At 63.9% G+C, this 17,147-nt stretch carries 15 protein-coding genes; 11 read left to right on the top strand and 4 right to left on the bottom strand.

Annotated elements, in window-relative coordinates:
• Positions 1-105: 105 nt before the first annotated feature.
• Positions 106-1,896 (top strand): ATP-binding response regulator, encoded by a 1,791-nt coding sequence (locus ACOABP_RS05745; RefSeq protein WP_474227343.1) that lies wholly within the window; start codon positions 106-108, stop codon positions 1,894-1,896.
• 85 nt (positions 1,897-1,981) lie between these two features.
• On the opposite strand, the gene ACOABP_RS05740 is transcribed toward ACOABP_RS05745, so the two are convergent.
• Positions 1,982-2,641: a response regulator gene (locus ACOABP_RS05740; RefSeq protein WP_029051234.1), complete on the bottom strand. Its 660-nt coding sequence runs from the start codon at positions 2,639-2,641 to the stop codon at positions 1,982-1,984.
• 236 nt (positions 2,642-2,877) lie between these two features.
• On the opposite strand from ACOABP_RS05740, the gene purN reads away from it, so the two are divergent.
• From purN to nadC, 6 genes are all read left to right on the top strand, one after another.
• Entirely contained in the window at positions 2,878-3,537 is a 660-nt protein-coding gene (gene purN / locus ACOABP_RS05735) for a phosphoribosylglycinamide formyltransferase (protein WP_474227342.1), read from the top strand.
• Positions 3,534-4,925, top strand: a complete 1,392-nt coding sequence (locus tag ACOABP_RS05730; RefSeq protein ID WP_474227341.1) for an RsmB/NOP family class I SAM-dependent RNA methyltransferase — start codon at positions 3,534-3,536, stop codon at positions 4,923-4,925. Before purN ends, ACOABP_RS05730 begins: the two co-directional genes overlap by 4 nt.
• A 36-nt stretch (positions 4,926-4,961) precedes the next feature.
• A complete protein-coding gene (locus ACOABP_RS05725; RefSeq protein WP_474227340.1) occupies positions 4,962-6,317 on the top strand; it encodes a mechanosensitive ion channel family protein in 1,356 nt (451 codons plus the stop codon).
• Between the two features lie 308 nt (positions 6,318-6,625).
• Positions 6,626-7,816 (top strand): DesA family fatty acid desaturase, encoded by a 1,191-nt coding sequence (locus ACOABP_RS05720; protein WP_474227339.1) that lies wholly within the window; start codon positions 6,626-6,628, stop codon positions 7,814-7,816.
• 141 nt (positions 7,817-7,957) lie between these two features.
• The gene (nadA, locus tag ACOABP_RS05715) at positions 7,958-9,112 is read left to right on the top strand and encodes a quinolinate synthase NadA (protein WP_474227338.1); all 1,155 of its coding nucleotides are present in this window, start codon (positions 7,958-7,960) and stop codon (positions 9,110-9,112) included.
• Entirely contained in the window at positions 9,109-9,972 is an 864-nt protein-coding gene (gene nadC / locus ACOABP_RS05710; RefSeq protein WP_474227337.1) for a carboxylating nicotinate-nucleotide diphosphorylase, read from the top strand. The genes nadA and nadC overlap by 4 nt, the downstream gene beginning before the upstream one ends.
• 15 nt (positions 9,973-9,987) lie before the next feature.
• Here the strand turns inward: nadC and nadB are convergent, their stop codons facing one another.
• The 3 genes from nadB to rpmB all read right to left on the bottom strand — a co-directional run bounded on the left by nadB (position 9,988) and on the right by rpmB (position 12,242).
• Positions 9,988-11,601 (bottom strand): L-aspartate oxidase, encoded by a 1,614-nt coding sequence (gene nadB / locus ACOABP_RS05705; RefSeq protein WP_474227336.1) that lies wholly within the window; start codon positions 11,599-11,601, stop codon positions 9,988-9,990.
• Positions 11,602-11,824: 223 nt separating this feature from the next.
• The gene (gene rpmG / locus ACOABP_RS05700) at positions 11,825-11,995 is read right to left on the bottom strand and encodes a 50S ribosomal protein L33 (RefSeq protein WP_029051226.1); all 171 of its coding nucleotides are present in this window, start codon (positions 11,993-11,995) and stop codon (positions 11,825-11,827) included.
• 13 nt (positions 11,996-12,008) lie between these two features.
• Positions 12,009-12,242 (bottom strand): 50S ribosomal protein L28, encoded by a 234-nt coding sequence (gene rpmB, locus ACOABP_RS05695; protein ID WP_101680788.1) that lies wholly within the window; start codon positions 12,240-12,242, stop codon positions 12,009-12,011.
• Between the two features lie 386 nt (positions 12,243-12,628).
• Here rpmB and ACOABP_RS05690 point away from each other — a divergent pair, with 386 nt between their 5' ends.
• The 4 genes from ACOABP_RS05690 to ACOABP_RS05675 all read left to right on the top strand — a co-directional run bounded on the left by ACOABP_RS05690 (position 12,629) and on the right by ACOABP_RS05675 (position 17,139).
• Positions 12,629-13,120, top strand: a complete 492-nt coding sequence (locus tag ACOABP_RS05690; protein ID WP_066732062.1) for an FKBP-type peptidyl-prolyl cis-trans isomerase — start codon at positions 12,629-12,631, stop codon at positions 13,118-13,120.
• Entirely contained in the window at positions 13,120-14,106 is a 987-nt protein-coding gene (ispH, locus tag ACOABP_RS05685) for a 4-hydroxy-3-methylbut-2-enyl diphosphate reductase (RefSeq protein ID WP_066732060.1), read from the top strand. The genes ACOABP_RS05690 and ispH overlap by 1 nt, the downstream gene beginning before the upstream one ends.
• A gap of 667 nt (positions 14,107-14,773) precedes the next feature.
• The gene (locus ACOABP_RS05680; protein WP_066732059.1) at positions 14,774-15,982 is read left to right on the top strand and encodes a branched-chain amino acid ABC transporter substrate-binding protein; all 1,209 of its coding nucleotides are present in this window, start codon (positions 14,774-14,776) and stop codon (positions 15,980-15,982) included.
• A gap of 221 nt (positions 15,983-16,203) precedes the next feature.
• Positions 16,204-17,139 (top strand): branched-chain amino acid ABC transporter permease, encoded by a 936-nt coding sequence (locus tag ACOABP_RS05675; protein WP_066732058.1) that lies wholly within the window; start codon positions 16,204-16,206, stop codon positions 17,137-17,139.
• Positions 17,140-17,147 lie beyond the last annotated feature (8 nt).

Raw genomic sequence — 17,147 nt, 5'->3', positions numbered from 1 at the left:
CATGATATGCCCGATTCAGAACAAGAACCGCGCGATTCCTGCAACAGTCGCCGCACCCCGGGTCTGTCGCAGCGGAATGTCGTCGCCTTACATGCCAGGCCACACTTGAACGCGCTGCTTAACAAGATATTGCCGCCCCCCGGGCCGCAACTGGATACCGAGACGCGGGCCAAGCTGCTGGCCACGGTCCATCGCGTCTCCCCCACCGCGATTGCCTCGTCCGTGCTCCTGCCGGGCCTGACCGCATGGGCATTCTGGAACGAAGCCAGCCACGTTGCCCTGCTGATCTGGTGCGCCATCATGCTGCTGCTGACGGCCGGTGGCAGCTGGTTCTATTTCGGCTACCAGCGAGACAGCGGCAAGATGAGCCGTTCGGCGCACACGCGCAAGTGGTGGAACAACATGCGCGCGATTGCCTTCCTGACGGGGCTTACCTGGGGAAGCTCGGCGCTGCTGCATCTGTATACAGGCTCGGTAGTGTTCTCCAGCGTGTTGTACCTGCTGACGCTGGGCGTGCTGGCGGGCGGCGCCACATCGCAGTCGCCGATCCCCTCGAACCTTGTCTTCGCTGGCGTGCCAATCCTGGTACCCAATATCCTGCTGGCGGAGATCGCCTTTCCGGCCCACGGCGGCTATGTGCAACTGCTGCTGGTGGTCTATGCGCTGATGCTGGCGCGCCATTCACTGAACCTGCAGCACACGCTGGTGCGCGCCATCCAGCTCGAATCGGAAAGCCGGCGCCTGGCCAAGCAGTTCCAGGAGGAAAAGGAGCGGGCGCTCCATGCCAGCGAGGAAAAATCCCGCTTCCTGGCCGCCGCCAGCCACGACCTGCGCCAGCCCGTGCATGCGCTGGTGATGCTGGTCGAGGCGCTGCGCGCGCGCAATCAGTCCAGCGCGCTGCATCCGCTGGTGGAGCAGGTGGCCGCGGGCACGCAGACCATCGACCTGCTGTTCCGCTCGCTGCTGGACCTCTCCAAGCTTGAAGGGCGCAAGGTGCTGCCCACGCTGGAACCCTGCGAGCTGCACGCGCTGATCCACGACGTCATGAGCCAGTTCGCCGCCGATGCGCGCGAGAGCGGCCTGACGCTGACGCCGCGCGTGCCCGACGAACTCTACGCGATGGCAGAGCCGGTGCTGCTGCGGCGCGCGCTGTTCAACCTCGTGCAGAACGCGCTGCGTTACACCAAACGCGGCGGCATCCTGGTCACCGCGCGCCAGCGCCGCAAGCATGTGCGCGTGGAAGTCTGGGACACCGGCGCCGGTATTACGCCCGAGCACCTGCCCGAGATTTTTTCGCCGTACTACCAGGTGCATAACCCCCAGCGCGATCCGTCTCAGGGCCTGGGGCTGGGGCTCGCCATCTTCAAGGAATGCGTGCGGCTGATGCGCGGCACGTACGGCGTGCGCTCCGTGCCGGGCAAGGGCTCGGTGTTCTGGTTCGCGCTGGCGCCGGTACCGGCCGAGACCGTGGACAACGTGCGCGCCATGCGCGCCAATGCCCAGGCCGAGGAGGCGCGGCAGGACCGTCTGCGCGGCACGGTGCTGGTGGTGGACGACGACAGCCAGATCCGCAAGGCGTGGATTGCGCTGATGGAGGCATGGGGTATCCGCGTGGCCTGTGCCGCGCATGGTCAGGAAGCCGATGCGCTGTTTGCCAAGGGCCTCAAGCCGGACATCATCTTCTGCGACCTGCGCCTGCCGGGGAACGAGAATGGCCTGGACCTGCTGGAACGCTGGCAGACCACGCAGCCGCAGGCGCGCAGCGCCTTGCTGACCGGTGACCTGAAATCGGCGGCACTGCTGGCTGCCGAGGACGCCGGCTATTTCGTGCTGCCCAAGCCGGTGGACCCGGCCAATTTGCGCATGCTGCTGCGTCGCTGGCTGCAGGCGGGCTGAAGTCGTCGCCGTTCGTCCAAACAAAAACGCCGCCTTCGATACTGCAGAGGCGGCGTTTTCCGTTGTGGCTGGCGAGGCAGGGGGCTTACTGGCGCAGGCGGAAGCGTTCCATGCGCGACATCACCTGCATGCGCGTGCGCACGCCCAGGCGCTGCAGGATTGCCGAGACGTGTTCCTTGACCGTGTTCTCGGTCAGCCCCAGCTTGCGTGCGATAACCTTGTTCGGCAGGCCTTCCAGCACCAGTGCCAGCACCGAGCCCTGACGCGGTGTGAGGCCCAGTTCGGCCGGCGTGACGGGGATACCGTGAGCCGGGCCGAATGACTGCGAGCGTCCGGACAGCGCTTCGTCCGACGGAAAGCTCGTATCGCCGGCCAGCACCTTGCGGACGGCGGCCGTGAATGCATTGGCATCGAGATGCTTGCCGACGAAGCCGCATGCGGACAACGCACGCGCACGGCCCACGATCTCGGGCGTGGCTTCGGCAGACATGAAGATGAAGCGCGCGCCCGGAATCACGGTCTTGAACGCCTGCATGGCATCAAAGCCAGTGCCGTCATTCAGCCAGATATCGAGCAGCACGATATCGGGACGAAGTCCCTGGTTCAGCGAGTGGAGAGCCTCCTTGGCGCTCCCGGCAGCGTGGACAGCAACGTCGGGCATCACCTCCGCCAGAAAGGCGGTGGTGCCGGAAAGAGCCATAGGATGATCATCGACCACCAACAAAGTCGGTGCAGCGTTCGACATGCGTGTTCCCGTCTAATTTCCCGTTTCGTCCTTGTTGTCACCGTTTCCGAGGAAGCGGCGCGTGGACGTAGGGCCCACTCTAACAGAGCGGGGTGCGCGTCACAATCGGTGGCATTGGGGTATTTCTTCTTGCAGTCTGCGCCAAAAGCGTTGTGGGAGGCGCGTTTCGCGGTAATTAAGTACGTATTGAGCACGGATTGCCAGCGTTTGCACCACAGCTTGGTAGAATCGCGGCGATGAAAAATATTGTCATATTGATTTCCGGGCGCGGCTCCAATATGGAAGCCATTGTCCGGGCCTGCGCAGCCGAGCGATGGCCGGCGCGCGTGGCCGCAGTGCTGTCGAACCGGCCCGATGCCTCGGGCCTGCAGTTTGCCGCCGATCACGGTATTGCTACCGGTGTGGTGGACCACAAGCAGTTTCCCGATCGCTCCAGTTTTGACGCGGCGATGCGCGATGCCATCGACGCTTACCAGCCCGACCTGGTCGTGCTGGCTGGTTTCATGCGCATCCTGACGGACGATTTCGTCGGGCACTACGCGGGCCGGATGCTGAATATCCATCCGTCGCTGCTGCCGAGCTTTCCGGGCATGCATACGCACCGGCAAGCGCTGGAAGCCGGCGTCAAGCTGCATGGCGCGACCGTGCATTTCGTCACGCCCGAGCTCGATCATGGCCCGATTGTGGTGCAGGCTGCGCTCGACGTTCTGCCTGGCGATACGCCCGACTTGCTTGCCGATCGTTTGCTCGATAGCGAACATGTCATTTATCCACGCGCCGTGCGCTGGTTTGTCGAAGACCGCCTGCATGTGCAGGACGGCGTAGTTCAAGTTCAACCGGCCGAACCCCAGTGGTTCATGGCCATCTCGCCCGCAGCGGCAGGAAAACAGCCATGAGTCGCCAACAAGAAAACACGACCTCCCGCGACAACCGCCAGCGCCCGCGCGGCAGCAAGAGCAAGTCGCCGATCCGCAAGCCGCAGGGCCAGGCCAATCAAGCCTCGCGCACGCCCGGCGCGCTGCAGGCGTTCCACCTGCAGCACATCGACCGCCTGATCGGCAAGGTGCTGCTGTTCGCGCGTCCCGCGGATGCCGTGGTGAGCCACTACTTCCGTGAAAATAGCAAACTTGGTCATCGTGACCGCGGAATCATTGCTGAAGCAGTTTTCGCAGTGTTGCGTCGACGCGTCGAATTTGGTCAGTTTGCCGAAAGCGGCACCGGCTCGGCCACGCGCCGCCTGGGTCTGCTGGGCCTGGCCGCGACGCTGGGCCGCGACACGCTGACGCCGTTCCTGTATCCCGACGAAGCCGAGTGGCTGGACCGCCTGACCACGATCGAACGCTCGAGCCTGGCACCGCGCGTGCGCGCCAATCTGCCCGAATGGCTGTACGACGATCTGGTCGCACGTCATGGCGAAGCGTTCACGGCCGCGATGGGCGATGCCTGGCTGCGCCCGGCACCGCTGGATCTGCGCGTCAACACCGCCAAGCTGTCGCGCGAGGAAGCGCTGGCCGAACTGGAGACGGCCGGAATCGCTGCCGAACCCGCGCCGATGGCACCGGCCGGCATCCGCCTGAAGGGCAAGCCCGCGCTGAACCAGCTGCCGCTGTTTATCAATGGCGGGGTCGAAGTGCAGGATGAAGGCAGCCAGCTGCTGTGCCATCTGCTGGCACCGAAGCGCGGCGAAATGGTGGTCGACTTCTGCGCGGGCGCGGGCGGCAAGACGCTGGCGCTGGGCGTGGCCATGCGGTCGACGGGCCGTCTCTATGCCTTCGATGTGTCGGAAAAGCGCCTGGCAAACCTGAAGCCGCGTCTGGCCCGTAGTGGTCTGTCCAATGTCCATCCGGTGCTGATCGACTCGGAGCGCGATACCAAGGTCAAGCGCCTGGCGGGCAAGATCGATCGTGTGCTGGTCGATGCACCTTGCAGCGGCCTGGGCACCCTGCGCCGCAATCCGGACCTCAAATGGCGCCAGACGCCGGAATCGGTGCTGGAGCTGACCGCCAAGCAATCGGCGATTCTTGAAGCGGCTGCCAAGCTGGTGAAGGGTGGCGGTCGTGTCGTGTACGCCACTTGCAGCGTGCTGGAGGCCGAAAACGAAGCGATCGTCCGCGATTTCCTCGCCAAGAACGAAAACTTCCGCCTGGTTCCGGCGGCGGAAGTGCTGGCCGAGCAGAAGATCACGGTGCCTGATTTGCCCGCAGAAGGCGGCATGTTGGCGCTGTATCCGCAAGTGCATCAGACCGACGGCTTTTTCGCGGCCGTGCTGGAACGCACGCGTTAAGCCGGATATGCGCGAAACCATGCAGAAGGCAGCACGATGAACCCCGATACGCTCGCGGCGCTGACCCGCTCGCACTCGGTCATGGGCAAGATGCTCGACGACCTGATCCACGATGCGGGCGGGCAGGGGTTCTTCTGGCAAGTCGGCATCCTGGCCGCCTGCCTGCTGGTGGCTTGGCCGCTGGCGCGCAATGTGGTCAAGCGACTCGAAGCCCGGCATGAGACGTCGAGTTTCGCGCTGCGCCTGGCGGCAGTCAGCCTTGAGCGCGCCATGTTCCCGCTGTTCGCATGGCTGCTCGTGCTGGTGGCCCGCTATGCGCTGGCGCCGTTTGCATCGATCAGCGTGCTGCGGCTGGCGCTGGTGCCGCTGTTCGGCATCACGGCCCTGTATTTCGCGTTCTACATCCTGCGCCGGGTGATGTCCGCCAACGGCCAGCTCCACGGCATGCTGGTGCTGGTGGAAAAGGTGCTGACCACGCTGGTGTGGATCGGCATGGCGCTGTACGTGGTGGGACTGCTGCCCGATGTGGTGCACTGGATGGAGGCCGTACGGTTCTCGGTGGGCGGCAAGCACCCGATCAGCATTGCCGATGCGCTGCTGGGCGTGGTCTGGATCCTGCTGACGGTGCTGGTGGCGATGTGGTTCGGCTCGTGGCTCGAAGACCGCCTGATGCGCGCCCAGACGCTGGACGCCAATCTCAAGGTGGTGTTGACGCGGATTGCCAAGGCGCTGCTGTTGCTGGTGTCGCTGCTGGTGAGCCTGTCGCTGGTGGGGATCGACCTGACCGTGCTGTCGGTGTTTGGCGGCGCGCTAGGCGTGGGTCTGGGGCTGGGTCTGCAGAAGATCGCCAGCAACTACATCTCGGGTTTCATCATCCTGCTGGACCGCTCGATCACGCTCGGCGACCAGATCACAGTGGACAAATACACCGGGATCGTGTCGCAGATCCGTACGCGCTACACGGTGCTGCGCAATGGCGACGGCGAGACGCTGCTGCCGAACGAGCAGCTGGTGGCGCAGTCGGTGCAGAACCATTCGTTTTCGGGCACCAATGTGCGCGTGGCGGTGCGGGTGCAGGCCGACTACAACTCGGACCCCGAAACGGTGATCGCGCTCCTGCAGGAGTGTGTGCGCGATATTCCACGTGTGCTGGCAACGCCGGCCCCGGCCGCCTTCCTTGTGGCGTTTGCCGACAGCGGCATCGAGTACGAAGCCGCCGTCTACATCGCCGATCCGCAGAACGGCAAGCTTGGTGTGCAATCGGCGATGAACCGTGCCATCTGGCGAACTTTCCAGCAACATGGCGTGTCGATCCCATATCCGCAGCGCGAGCTGCGGGTGCTGAACCCGTCCCCGGGTGCCTTGCCCGCCGCAGCGGTCAACGTAGACTGAGTTCCTCGCGCATCACCTGCGGAACGAAAGCCGGTGGGCAGTATCAAAGTCGGGGAAAAAGCGGATGTCCCTCTCGCGCCGATCCGGTAGAATACCGGGTTGTCGCGGGTATACGGATGCCCCGCAGCCCCACACCAGACAACCGCCAGATTGCAGCGGTTCGTGCCTCGGCCAGGCTCCCCTCAGGGATGCAGCCCGCGCCAGAAAGCTATCGCAATCGATAAATTTGCAGTCTTTTTTCTGCGCGACAGGTGCGCCGCACGGTGGTGCCGCGCTGCAAACACTCGTTTTACGACGGAGAACATAGTTTGTTCGACACAATTCTTGACTGGGCCGCCAACGGCCTCGCCAACTGGACCTGGTGGGAGATCGTGATCTACACGCTCGTGGTGACGCACATCACGATCGCCGGTGTCACCATCTTCCTGCACCGCTGCATGGCGCATCGGTCGCTGGACCTGCATCCGGTCGCCCAGCATTTCTTCCGCTTCTGGCTCTGGATGACCACGGGCATGGTGACCAAGGAATGGACCGCCATCCACCGCAAGCACCACGCCAAGTGCGAAACCGAGGACGATCCGCACAGCCCGCAGACCCGCGGCATCCGCAAGGTGCTGCTGGAAGGCGCCGAGCTGTATCGCGCCGAGGCCAAGAACAAGGAAACCATCGCCAAGTTCGGCCACGGCACGCCCGATGACTGGGTCGAGCGCAATGTGTATTCGCGCTTTGGCTGGCAGGGTGTGGGCCTGATGCTGATCATCGACCTGGCGCTGTTCGGCCTGGTCGGCATGAGCGTGTGGGCCGTGCAGATGCTGTGGATCCCGATTCACGCCGCCGGCATCATCAACGGTCTGGGCCACTGGTGGGGTTATCGCAACTACGATTGCGAGGACGCATCGACCAACGTGTCGCCGTGGGGCTTCATCATTGGTGGCGAAGAGCTGCACAACAACCACCACACGTACCCGACGTCGGCCAAGTTCTCGATCAAGTGGTACGAGATCGACGTGGGCTGGTGGTATATCCGCGCGATGCAGTCGGTTGGCCTGGCGAAGGTCAAGAAGACCCCGCCCAAGGCTCGACTGGTGGAAGCGCGTCCGGTGGATCACAACACGCTGGAAGCGATCATCGCCAACCGCTACGACGTGATGGCCCGCTACGCCAAGGCGCTGAAAAGCGCGTACAAGGCCGAACTGCGCAAGCACAAGGAAGGCAATTCGCCCGAGTACAAGAGCTACAAGCCGGCCCGCAAGTGGTTCCACCGCGAGGAAGTGAAGCTGGGCGCGCCGCAGCGCCAGCAACTGGCAAGCATCACCGAGCAGAACAAGATGCTGCACACCTACGTGGAAATGCGTCGCGAGCTGGCCGTGATCTGGGGCCGCTCGAACATGACGCGCGAGCAACTGCTGGCCCAGCTGCAGGCATGGTGCCATCGCGCCGAAGCCAGCGGCATCCAGGCACTGCAGGAGTTTTCGCTGCGCCTGCGCCGGTACGCCTGATACAATCGCCGACGCGCCCGTCATGGCTAAAAGCCCCGCCCCAGGCGGGGCTTTTCTTTTGGCTACACTCCCCCATGTTTGCGGCATAGATCGCGCGTTCGAGCGCGGCGGCCGACGGGTGCCCCGAGGAGTACTGCACAAATGACCCCACAATCGATCAAGACCGTCGAGTTCGAAAAGCCGAACCTGGCGGATGCCGACAACGCCACCGGCGGCAGCTGCGTGGCCCACGCCTGGGCCAAGGTGCCCCCGACGCTGACGCCGGACGAGCGCAGCGCGCTCAAGGACCGGATCCGCAAGCTGCTCAAGGAGCGCAATGCGGTGCTCGTGGCGCACTATTACGTCGACGCCGACTTGCAGGACCTGGCCGAGGAAACCGGCGGCTGCGTGTCCGATTCCCTGGAGATGGCCCGCTTCGGCCGCGATCACGAGGCCCAGACTCTGGTCGTGGCCGGCGTGCGCTTCATGGGCGAGACGGCCAAGATCCTGAGCCCCGAAAAGACCATCCTGATGCCGGATCTCGACGCCACGTGCTCGCTGGATCTGGGCTGCCCGGCCGACGACTTTGCCGCTTTCTGCGACGCGCATCCGGATCGCACCGTGGTGGTCTACGCCAACACCAGTGCCGCCGTGAAGGCGCGTGCCGACTGGATGGTGACGTCGAGCATCGGCCTGAAGATCGTCGAGCATCTGCACGCACGCGGCGAAAAGATCCTGTGGGCACCGGACAAGCACCTGGGCAGCTACATCCAGCAGCAGACGGGCGCCGACATGCTGCTGTGGCAGGGCTCGTGCCTGGTGCATGACGAGTTCAAGGGCATCGAGCTCGATCTGCTGCGCCGCGAGCACCCGAAGGCCAAGATCCTGGTCCATCCGGAGTCGCCCGCCAACGTGGTGGCGCAGGCCGATGTGGTGGGCTCCACGAGCCAGCTGATTGCCGCGGCCCAGCAGCTCGATGCCAACGAATTCATCGTGGCAACCGACAACGGCATCCTGCACAAGATGCGCATGGCCGCGCCGGGCAAGATGTTTATCGAGGCCCCGACCGCAGGCAACAGCGCCACCTGCAAGAGTTGCGCGCACTGCCCGTGGATGGCGATGAATGCGCTGACCAATCTGGCTGAAGTGCTAGAGACCGGCCGCAATGAGATCCACGTCGATGCCGATATCGGCAAGCGTGCCGTCACCTGCATCAACCGCATGCTCGATTTCGCCGCGCAGCAGAAGGCCAATGTGCGTCCCGTTGCCGATCTCGCCAAAGAAGCGGCGCTGTTCCAGGGAGTGGGCCCGGCATGAGCGTGAATCCGGTATTCGATAGTTACGGCGCGGCGCTCAAGTCTGCGCTGGAAGCCAATGTGCGGGCCGCCATTGCCGAGGACGTGGGCACCGGCGACCTGACGGGCCTGCTGGTGCCGGCCGACAAGCCGGTGCATGCGCGTGTGATCGTGCGCGAAGCGGCCGTGCTGTGCGGACGCCCGTGGTTCGAGGCCTGCATGAAGGCCGTGGACGAGCGCCTGCAGGTGACGTGGCTCAAGGAAGAGGGCGCGCCCATGGCGCCCGATGACGTGGTGTGCGAGATCACGGGGCCGGCCCGCGCGCTGCTGACCGCCGAGCGTCCGTCGCTGAATTTCCTGCAGATGCTGTCAGGCGTGGCGACGGCCACGCGTCGCTATGCCGATCTGATCGCCGATACGCGCGCACGCGTGCTCGATACACGCAAGACGCTGCCCGGCCTGCGGCTGGCGCAGAAGTACGCGGTGAAGATTGGTGGTGGCGAGAACCAGCGCCTGGCGCTGTACGACGGCATCCTGATCAAGGAAAACCACATCGCGGCCGCAGGCAGTATCACGGCGGCGATGGAGGCCGCGCTGGCGCTGCGTACCGAGGCATCGATCCAGATCGAGGTGGAGTCGATTGCCGAACTCGAAGAAGCGCTGGCCGCTGGCGCGAAATCGGTGCTGATCGACAACTTCACGCTGGAGATGATGCGCGAAGCCGTGGCGCTGAACCACGACCGCGCGTTGCTGGAGGTTTCCGGTGGCGTGAACTACGAGACGATCCGCAGGTTTGCCGAAACCGGCGTCGACCGCATCTCGGTGGGTGCGCTCACCAAGGACGTGCGCGCGACCGACTACTCGCTGCGCATCATCGGCTAAGCCCCGGCCCGGACGTCAGCTCCTGTGCTGACGGTGGCGGGCCGCCCGGCCCGTCTCGGGCTGCAACACCGTGGGCAGCGCCTTCGGCAGGGTTTCCGGGTAGTCGCGGCTGTAGTGCAGCCCGCGGCTCTCGTGGCGCGAGTACGCGCCGTCCACGATCAGCGACGCCACTTCCACCAGGTTACGCAGTTCCAGCAGGTCGCGCGTGACGCGGAAGTTCGCGTAGTACTCGGCAATCTCCTCGCGCAGCAGGCCGATGCGGTGCTGCGCGCGCTCCAGGCGCTTGTCGGTGCGCACGATGCCCACGTAGTTCCACATCATCCGGCGCAGCTCGTCCCAGTTGTGCGACACCACCACTTCCTCATCCGCGTCCGAGACCCGGCTTTCGTCCCAGGCCGGCAGCGAGATATCGGGCGCGCCGGACTTGCCGTGCGTGGCGATGTCCGAGGCGGCGGCCTGGCCGATCACCATGCATTCGAGCAGCGAATTCGATGCCAGCCGGTTGGCGCCATGCAGGCCCGTGCAGCCCGTCTCGCCGACCGCGTACAGGTTGCCGATATCGGTGCGGCCCGCCGTGTCCGTGACCACGCCACCACAGGTGTAGTGCGCGGCGGGCACCACCGGAATCGGTTCGTGGGCGATGTCAATGCCCAGCTCCAGGCAACGCGCGTGGATGGTGGGAAAGTGCTCTTTCAGGAACGACTCGGGCTGGTGCGTGATATCGAGATAGACGCAATCCAGGCCGCGTTTTTTCATTTCGAAGTCGATGGCGCGGGCCACCACGTCGCGCGGCGCCAGTTCGGCGCGCTCGTCGTGCTCGGGCATGAAACGCGTGCCGTCGGGCAGCTTCAGCAGGCCGCCTTCGCCCCGCACGGCTTCGGAGATCAGGAACGACTTGGCGTACGGGTGATAGAGGCAGGTCGGGTGGAACTGGATGAATTCCATGTTCGCCACGCGGCAGCCCGCGCGCCAGGCCATGGCGATGCCGTCGCCGGTGGCCGTGTCGGGGTTGGTCGTGTAGAGATAAACCTTGCCCGCGCCGCCGGCGGCCAGCACCGTGTGCGTGGCCGTGATGGTGCGCACCTCGTCGGTGGCCACGTCGAGCACATAGAGGCCGTAGCAGCGGTTGCCCGGCAGTCCCAGCTTGGCCGACGTGATCAGGTCAATCGCGAACTGGTCTTCCAGGATCGTGATGTTCGGATGCTTGCGCGCCTGCTCGGCCAGCGTGGTGACCACGGCGTGGCCCGTGGCGTCGGCCGCGTGGATGATCCGGCGGCGGCTATGGCCACCCTCGCGCGTCAGGTGGAAGCCCAGCTCGGCCTGGTCGTCGCGCGTGAACGGCACGCCGCGATCGATCAGCCACTGGATGGCCTCGCGCCCATGTTCCACGATGAAGCGCGTGGCTTCCTCGTCGCAGAGTCCCGCACCGGCGACGAGCGTGTCCTGCGTGTGCTCGTCGTGGCTGTCACCGGAATCGAGCACCGCCGCAATGCCGCCCTGTGCCCAGTCGCTGGCCCCCGTTGTCATGGCACGCTTGCTAAGGATGACAACCCGGTGGGTGTCGGCCAGTTGCAGCGCGACGGTAAGGCCGGCCAGACCGCTGCCGACAATCGCGACATCGAAGTTCATGGTGCAGGGGGATCGCTTCTGGGGCGAAAGCGTGATGGGGAAAGCTGGCAAGTCTACACCGGCTTGCCACGAAACTGACATCTTTCCCTTGTCTGACAAGGGTTGGCGGGGGAGTGGCGAGGTTGACGCCACAACGCCGGCAGCGCGCAAGCCCTTGCAATCGGATGCCCCAAAGCAAAAAGCCCCGCGAGGGCGGGGCTTTCGGCTGAAGACCACGGATCAATTACTTGATCTTGGTTTCCTTGTAAGGCACGTGCTTGCGGGCGATGGGATCGAACTTCGAGATCTCCATCTTTTCCGGCATGGTGCGCTTGTTCTTGGTGGTCGTGTAGAAATGACCCGTACCTGCGGTCGATTCCAGCTTGATCTTGTCGCGTCCGCCTTTGCTGGCCATGATTTACTCCTTATTAGACTTCGCCGCGTGCGCGCAGGTCTACGAGCACGGCGTCGATGCCTTTCTTGTCGATCAGGCGCAGACCGGCGTTCGAGACGCGCAGGCTCACCCAGCGGTTTTCCGATTCAACGAAGAAGCGGCGGTTCTGCAGATTGGGCAGAAAACGGCGCTTGGTCTTGTTGTTTGCGTGGGAAACGTTGTTGCCGACCATCGGCGCTTTCCCGGTCACTTGACAGACGCGTGCCATGAAGCACTCCTAAATCTTATTCGTGGACAATGTTCGCAACAGATCAACAAAAGGCGCGCGGGCCCGGACTGCAGCGGATTGGTACTTCAGCGAAACGAGCATTATAGACCGGAATCGGGCGACGAATCAATGCCTTCCGACAGATTCGGAAGTGGGCTGTTGCGCCGTGCCGCCTGCGTCACGTGGCGTGACGTATGGAAACCGGTCCTGCTTTGGATGCACCGCGCACAAACGCGGTGCGGGCCACACTGTAATGGGGGCAGGGCGGCGTGTCCAGTCCGGTGATGGCGGGCAGACTTAGTGGATTTCCGACGCGCGGGCGCGGCCGGACCCGGCGGCGGATGTCCCAGTCGCATACAATGGCGGCTGTTGACCGGTTGACTCCCATGACTTTGCAAACTTCTTCGGCGCAACCCGCCGCTGGTGGCGCGTCCGCCCGCAAGACCGTCCAGGCCGATTCCTTCCTGACGCTTCATTACAGTATCGCCCTCGAGAATGGCACCGAAGTGGTGAGCACGTTCGAGGAAAAGCCCGCCACGCTGCTGCTGGGCCAGGGTCAGCTCGCCCCCACGCTGGAGCAGGCCCTGCTGGGCATGCCCGAGGGCGACCGCACCACGTACCGCCTGGAAGCCGAACACGCGTTCGGACCGCGCAATCCTGAACTGCTGCAGTGGGTCTCGCTGGCCACGCTGCGCGAGAACAGCTCGTTCGAAGAGGAATACACGCCCGGCGATCTCGTCGAATTCAATGCGCCTGGCGGCGGCAAGTACGCCGGCGTGCTGAAGGAATACGGCGCAACCGCGGCGCTCTTCGATTTCAACCACCCGCTGGCCGGACAGACGATCTTGTTCGACGTCCAGCTGATCGGAATTCTCTGATGTCCGCCGTGGCGATGGAACGCAGCATGACCGAACTCACTACCTCTGCCGACGCCGAAATCCTGATGGCGCAGCCGCGCGGCTTCTGCGCCGGCGTGGACCGCGCCATCGAAATCGTCGAACGCGCGCTGTCGCGGTTTGGCGCGCCGATCTACGTGCGTCACGAGATCGTGCACAACGCCTATGTGGTGGCCGACCTGCGCAAGAAGGGCGCGATCTTCATCGACGAACTGGAGGAAGTGCCAGCCGGTTCGACCGTCATCTTCAGTGCGCACGGCGTGTCGAAGGAAGTGCGTGCCGATGCCACGCGCCGCGGCCTGACCGTGTTCGATGCCACCTGCCCGCTGGTGACCAAGGTCCACGTGGAAGTGGGCAAGATGCGCGCCGAAGGCTGCGAGATCATCATGATCGGCCACAAGGGTCACCCCGAGGTGGAAGGCACGATGGGTCAGTCCGAGCAGGGCATGCTGCTGGTGGAGTCGGTCGACGACGTCAACCGCCTGGTGGTGAGCAATCCGGCGCAACTGGCCTATGTCACGCAGACCACGCTGTCGGTGGACGAGACGGCCGAGATCGTGTCCGCGCTCAAGTCGCGCTTCCCGCAGATCCGCGAGCCCAAGAAGCAGGACATCTGCTATGCCACGCAGAACCGCCAGGACGCCGTGAAGTTCATGGTGCCCCAGGTGGAGGTGGTGATCGTGGTGGGCAGCCCGAACAGCTCGAACTCGAACCGCCTGCGCGAACTGGCGGATCGCCTGGGCGTGCCGGCCTACATGGTGGATGACCCCGAGCAGCTCAAGCCCGAATGGGTAGCCGGCAAGCGCCGTATCGGCCTGACCGCCGGTGCGTCGGCGCCCGAGGCGCTGGCGCAGGCCATCGTCGAACGCCTGCGCACGTTTGGCGTCAGGAGCGTGCGTGCGCTGGAAGGCGTGGAAGAGAACATGTCGTTCCCGCTGCCGCGCGGCCTGGCGAGCGTGTCGGTCTAGTCCTGACGACCCTGCCTGCTCCCTGAATTTCCGAACGCCGCTGGCCTGCCGCCAGCGGCGTTTGCTTTTGGGGCACCTCCTCCACATGGCGCCCGGCCGCTGGCGCTGCCTCGCGGTCGCCCACCCTGCTGCACTGCACTGGTGCGCGCGTCAGTATCTTCTTCAATACATTGCAAAACGGCTTTCATCGTGCAAAGCCTTATTTGGCGCGATTATCCCGTGGTACCTGTCCGCACACCCAGACAATATCAGGGTAATCCCGGGGAATGGGGTTTTCCCTATTATGGTGCGGCGCTACATTCTGCACATTAGAGCAAGCGGCTGTTAATTCGAATGAAATGCCTAATTAATACCGGGGCATTATAGGTGGCGCCGGGACGGCTTGTTTCGTGGCCTGTGCGGCGCCTCAGGCGCTGCAGGCATGATTCTTGAAAGGGAAGGAGACGGGTCTGCCAAATGGGCGGAGATTGCCCCAATCTGTGCATTGGGGAAATTCCCTAGCTCAAATGGCGGGTAAATGGTTCAGGTTGTTGCGTCGCGTATTGCATCCGCAAAGAAAGGGGATACAATGCGCGCGTTTCAAATTGAAACTAAACAAAGGCGGTCCAGGGAATACGTCCGGGAGGCGTAGTATTTCCCTGTTTTTGTGAATCCTAGGAGATCACTCATGCAATTCACGTTTGCCAAGATTCTGCCGATCGCGGCCGCTGTGGCGCTGGTCGCTGCATGTGGCAAGAAGGAAGAAAAGCCGGCCGATGCGGCAGCATCTGCACCGGCGGCCGCCGCGGCCCCCGCCGCAGCCGGTGGTGGTGAAACCGTCGTCAAGATCGGCCACGCCGCGCCGCTGACGGGCGGCATTGCCCACCTTGGCAAGGACAACGAAAACGGCGCCCGCCTGGCCGTCGAGGAAGTGAACAAGACCGGTCTGGAGATCGGCGGCAAGAAGATCAAGCTGGAACTGGTGGGCGAAGACGACGCCGCCGATCCGAAGACCGGCACCGCCGTGGCCCAGAAGCTGGTGGACGCACACGTGGTGGCCGTGGTCGGTCACCTGAACTCGGGTGTGTCGATCCCGGCCTCGAAGATCTACAGCGACGCCGGCATCACGCAGATCTCGCCGTCGTCGACCAACCCCGACTACACGAAGCAAGGCTTCAAGACCACTTACCGTGTGGTGGCTACCGATGCCCAGCAGGGTCCGGCACTGGCCAACTACGCCGCCAAGAGCCTGCACGCCAAGAGCGTGGCGATCGTCGACGACGCCACCGCCTACGGCAAGGGCCTGGCCGACGAGTTCGAGAAGACCGCCAAGGCGGCAGGCGTGAACGTGGTGGCACGTGAAGCCACCAACGACAAGGCCACCGACTTCAAGGCCATTCTGACCAAGATCAAGGGCAAGAAGCCTGACGTGATCATGTACGGCGGCATGGACGCCACCGGCGGCCCGTTCGCCAAGCAGGCCAAGGAACTGGGCATCACGTCCAAGATCGTTGGCGGCGACGGCGTCTGTACCGACAAGGTGGCCGAACTGGCGGGCGACGCAGTAAGCAACATCATCTGCTCGGAAGCCGGCCTGGCCCTGTCGAAGATGGAAACCGGCGCCGATTTCGAGAAGCGCTACCAGGCTCGTTTCAACTCGCCGGTGCAGATCTACGCACCGTTCACCTATGACGCCGTCATGGTGATCGTGGACGCGATGAAGCGCGCCAACTCGACCGAACCGGCTGCCATCCTGGCCGAAATGCCCAAGACGAACTACAAGGGCGTGATCGGCAACATCGCCTTCGACGAGAAGGGCGACATGAAGGAAGGCACCATCACGCTGTATGAGTACAAGGACAAGAAGAAGTCCGTCCTCGACGTCGTGAAGATGTAATCCGGGGCTTACCGTCCCAGACGAACGGCACCGTGAGTACATTGCGGTGCCGTTCTTTTTAGTCTCGCCAACGTGTTATGAGCATCCTTACCATGGGTGGAACAGGGCGGGCAGCACACCAGCAAAACTGATTACCAACCTACCCGACCTATCCAACATTACCGTCCCATCCGCGGCATCCACACCATGCCGGCCGGAGCGGGGCTGAAGCAGGAGTTTTCATGGATATCTTTATCCAGCAGATCGTGAACGGTCTGGTGCTCGGCAGCATCTATGCGCTGATCGCACTGGGCTACACCATGGTCTACGGCATTCTGGGCATCATCAACTTCGCTCACGGCGACGTCCTGATGATTGGCGCGCTGACCGCTTTGTCGGCAATCATGGGGTTGCAGAAATTTGCCCCCGGCCTGCCCGAATGGCTGACGCTGGTGATCGCCACGCTGATCGCCATGCCCGTCTGTGCAGTGCTTGCCTATACGATTGAACGCGTGGCTTACCGGCCGTTGCGCAATGCGCCGCGCCTGGCCCCGCTGATTACCGCGATCGGTGTCTCGATCATCCTCCAGACCATGGGGATGCTGATCTGGTCGCGCAACCCGCTCACGTTCCCGCAACTGCTGCCCTCGGAACCGATCGACATCGGCTCCACCGGCGCCACCATCACCGGCAAGGAAATGGTCATCATCGGCCTGGCCGTGATGGTCATGGCGGGCCTGCTGGCCCTGGTGAACCGCACCAAGCTCGGCCGCGCCATGCGCGCCACCGCCGAGAACCAGAAGGTGGCGGGCCTGATGGGCGTGAACCCCAACTTCGTGATTTCGGCCACGTTCATGATCGGCGCCACGCTGGCGGCGCTGGCTGGCGTGATGATGGCCACCAACTACGGCAACGCCCACTTCTACATGGGCTTCATCCCCGGCCTGAAGGCGTTCACCGCCGCCGTGCTGGGCGGCATCGGGAACCTGGCGGGTGCCATGGTGGGTGGCATGCTGCTGGGGCTGATCGAGGCGCTGGGCGCCGGCTACATCGGCGACCTCACCAATGGCGTGTTCGGTTCGAACTACCAGGACGTGTTTGCCTTCATCGTGCTGATCATCGTGCTCGTGTTCCGTCCGTCCGGCATCATGGGCGAACGTGTCGCAGACCGCGCCTGAGGGGAGAG

The organism is Cupriavidus sp. HE11 (assembly GCF_056097175.1).
This window is presented reverse-complemented; position numbering and strand designations above follow the sequence as displayed.

Excerpts from the sequence above, each read along its gene's own strand:
- ACOABP_RS05740 (WP_029051234.1), bottom strand. The coding sequence starts at position 2,641 with ATGTCGAACGCTGCACCGACTTTGTTGGTGGTCGATGATCATCCTATG.
- rpmB (WP_101680788.1), bottom strand. The coding sequence starts at position 12,242 with ATGGCACGCGTCTGTCAAGTGACCGGGAAAGCGCCGATGGTCGGCAAC.
- ACOABP_RS05680 (WP_066732059.1), top strand. The coding sequence starts at position 14,774 with ATGCAATTCACGTTTGCCAAGATTCTGCCGATCGCGGCCGCTGTGGCG.
- rpmG (WP_029051226.1), bottom strand. The coding sequence starts at position 11,995 with ATGGCCAGCAAAGGCGGACGCGACAAGATCAAGCTGGAATCGACCGCA.
- ACOABP_RS05725 (WP_474227340.1), top strand. The coding sequence starts at position 4,962 with ATGAACCCCGATACGCTCGCGGCGCTGACCCGCTCGCACTCGGTCATG.
- nadC (WP_474227337.1), top strand. The coding sequence starts at position 9,109 with ATGAGCGTGAATCCGGTATTCGATAGTTACGGCGCGGCGCTCAAGTCT.
- purN (WP_474227342.1), top strand. The coding sequence starts at position 2,878 with ATGAAAAATATTGTCATATTGATTTCCGGGCGCGGCTCCAATATGGAA.
- nadB (WP_474227336.1), bottom strand. The coding sequence starts at position 11,601 with ATGAACTTCGATGTCGCGATTGTCGGCAGCGGTCTGGCCGGCCTTACC.
- ACOABP_RS05690 (WP_066732062.1), top strand. The coding sequence starts at position 12,629 with ATGACTTTGCAAACTTCTTCGGCGCAACCCGCCGCTGGTGGCGCGTCC.
- ACOABP_RS05675 (WP_066732058.1), top strand. The coding sequence starts at position 16,204 with ATGGATATCTTTATCCAGCAGATCGTGAACGGTCTGGTGCTCGGCAGC.
- nadA (WP_474227338.1), top strand. The coding sequence starts at position 7,958 with ATGACCCCACAATCGATCAAGACCGTCGAGTTCGAAAAGCCGAACCTG.
- ispH (WP_066732060.1), top strand. The coding sequence starts at position 13,120 with ATGTCCGCCGTGGCGATGGAACGCAGCATGACCGAACTCACTACCTCT.
- ACOABP_RS05730 (WP_474227341.1), top strand. The coding sequence starts at position 3,534 with ATGAGTCGCCAACAAGAAAACACGACCTCCCGCGACAACCGCCAGCGC.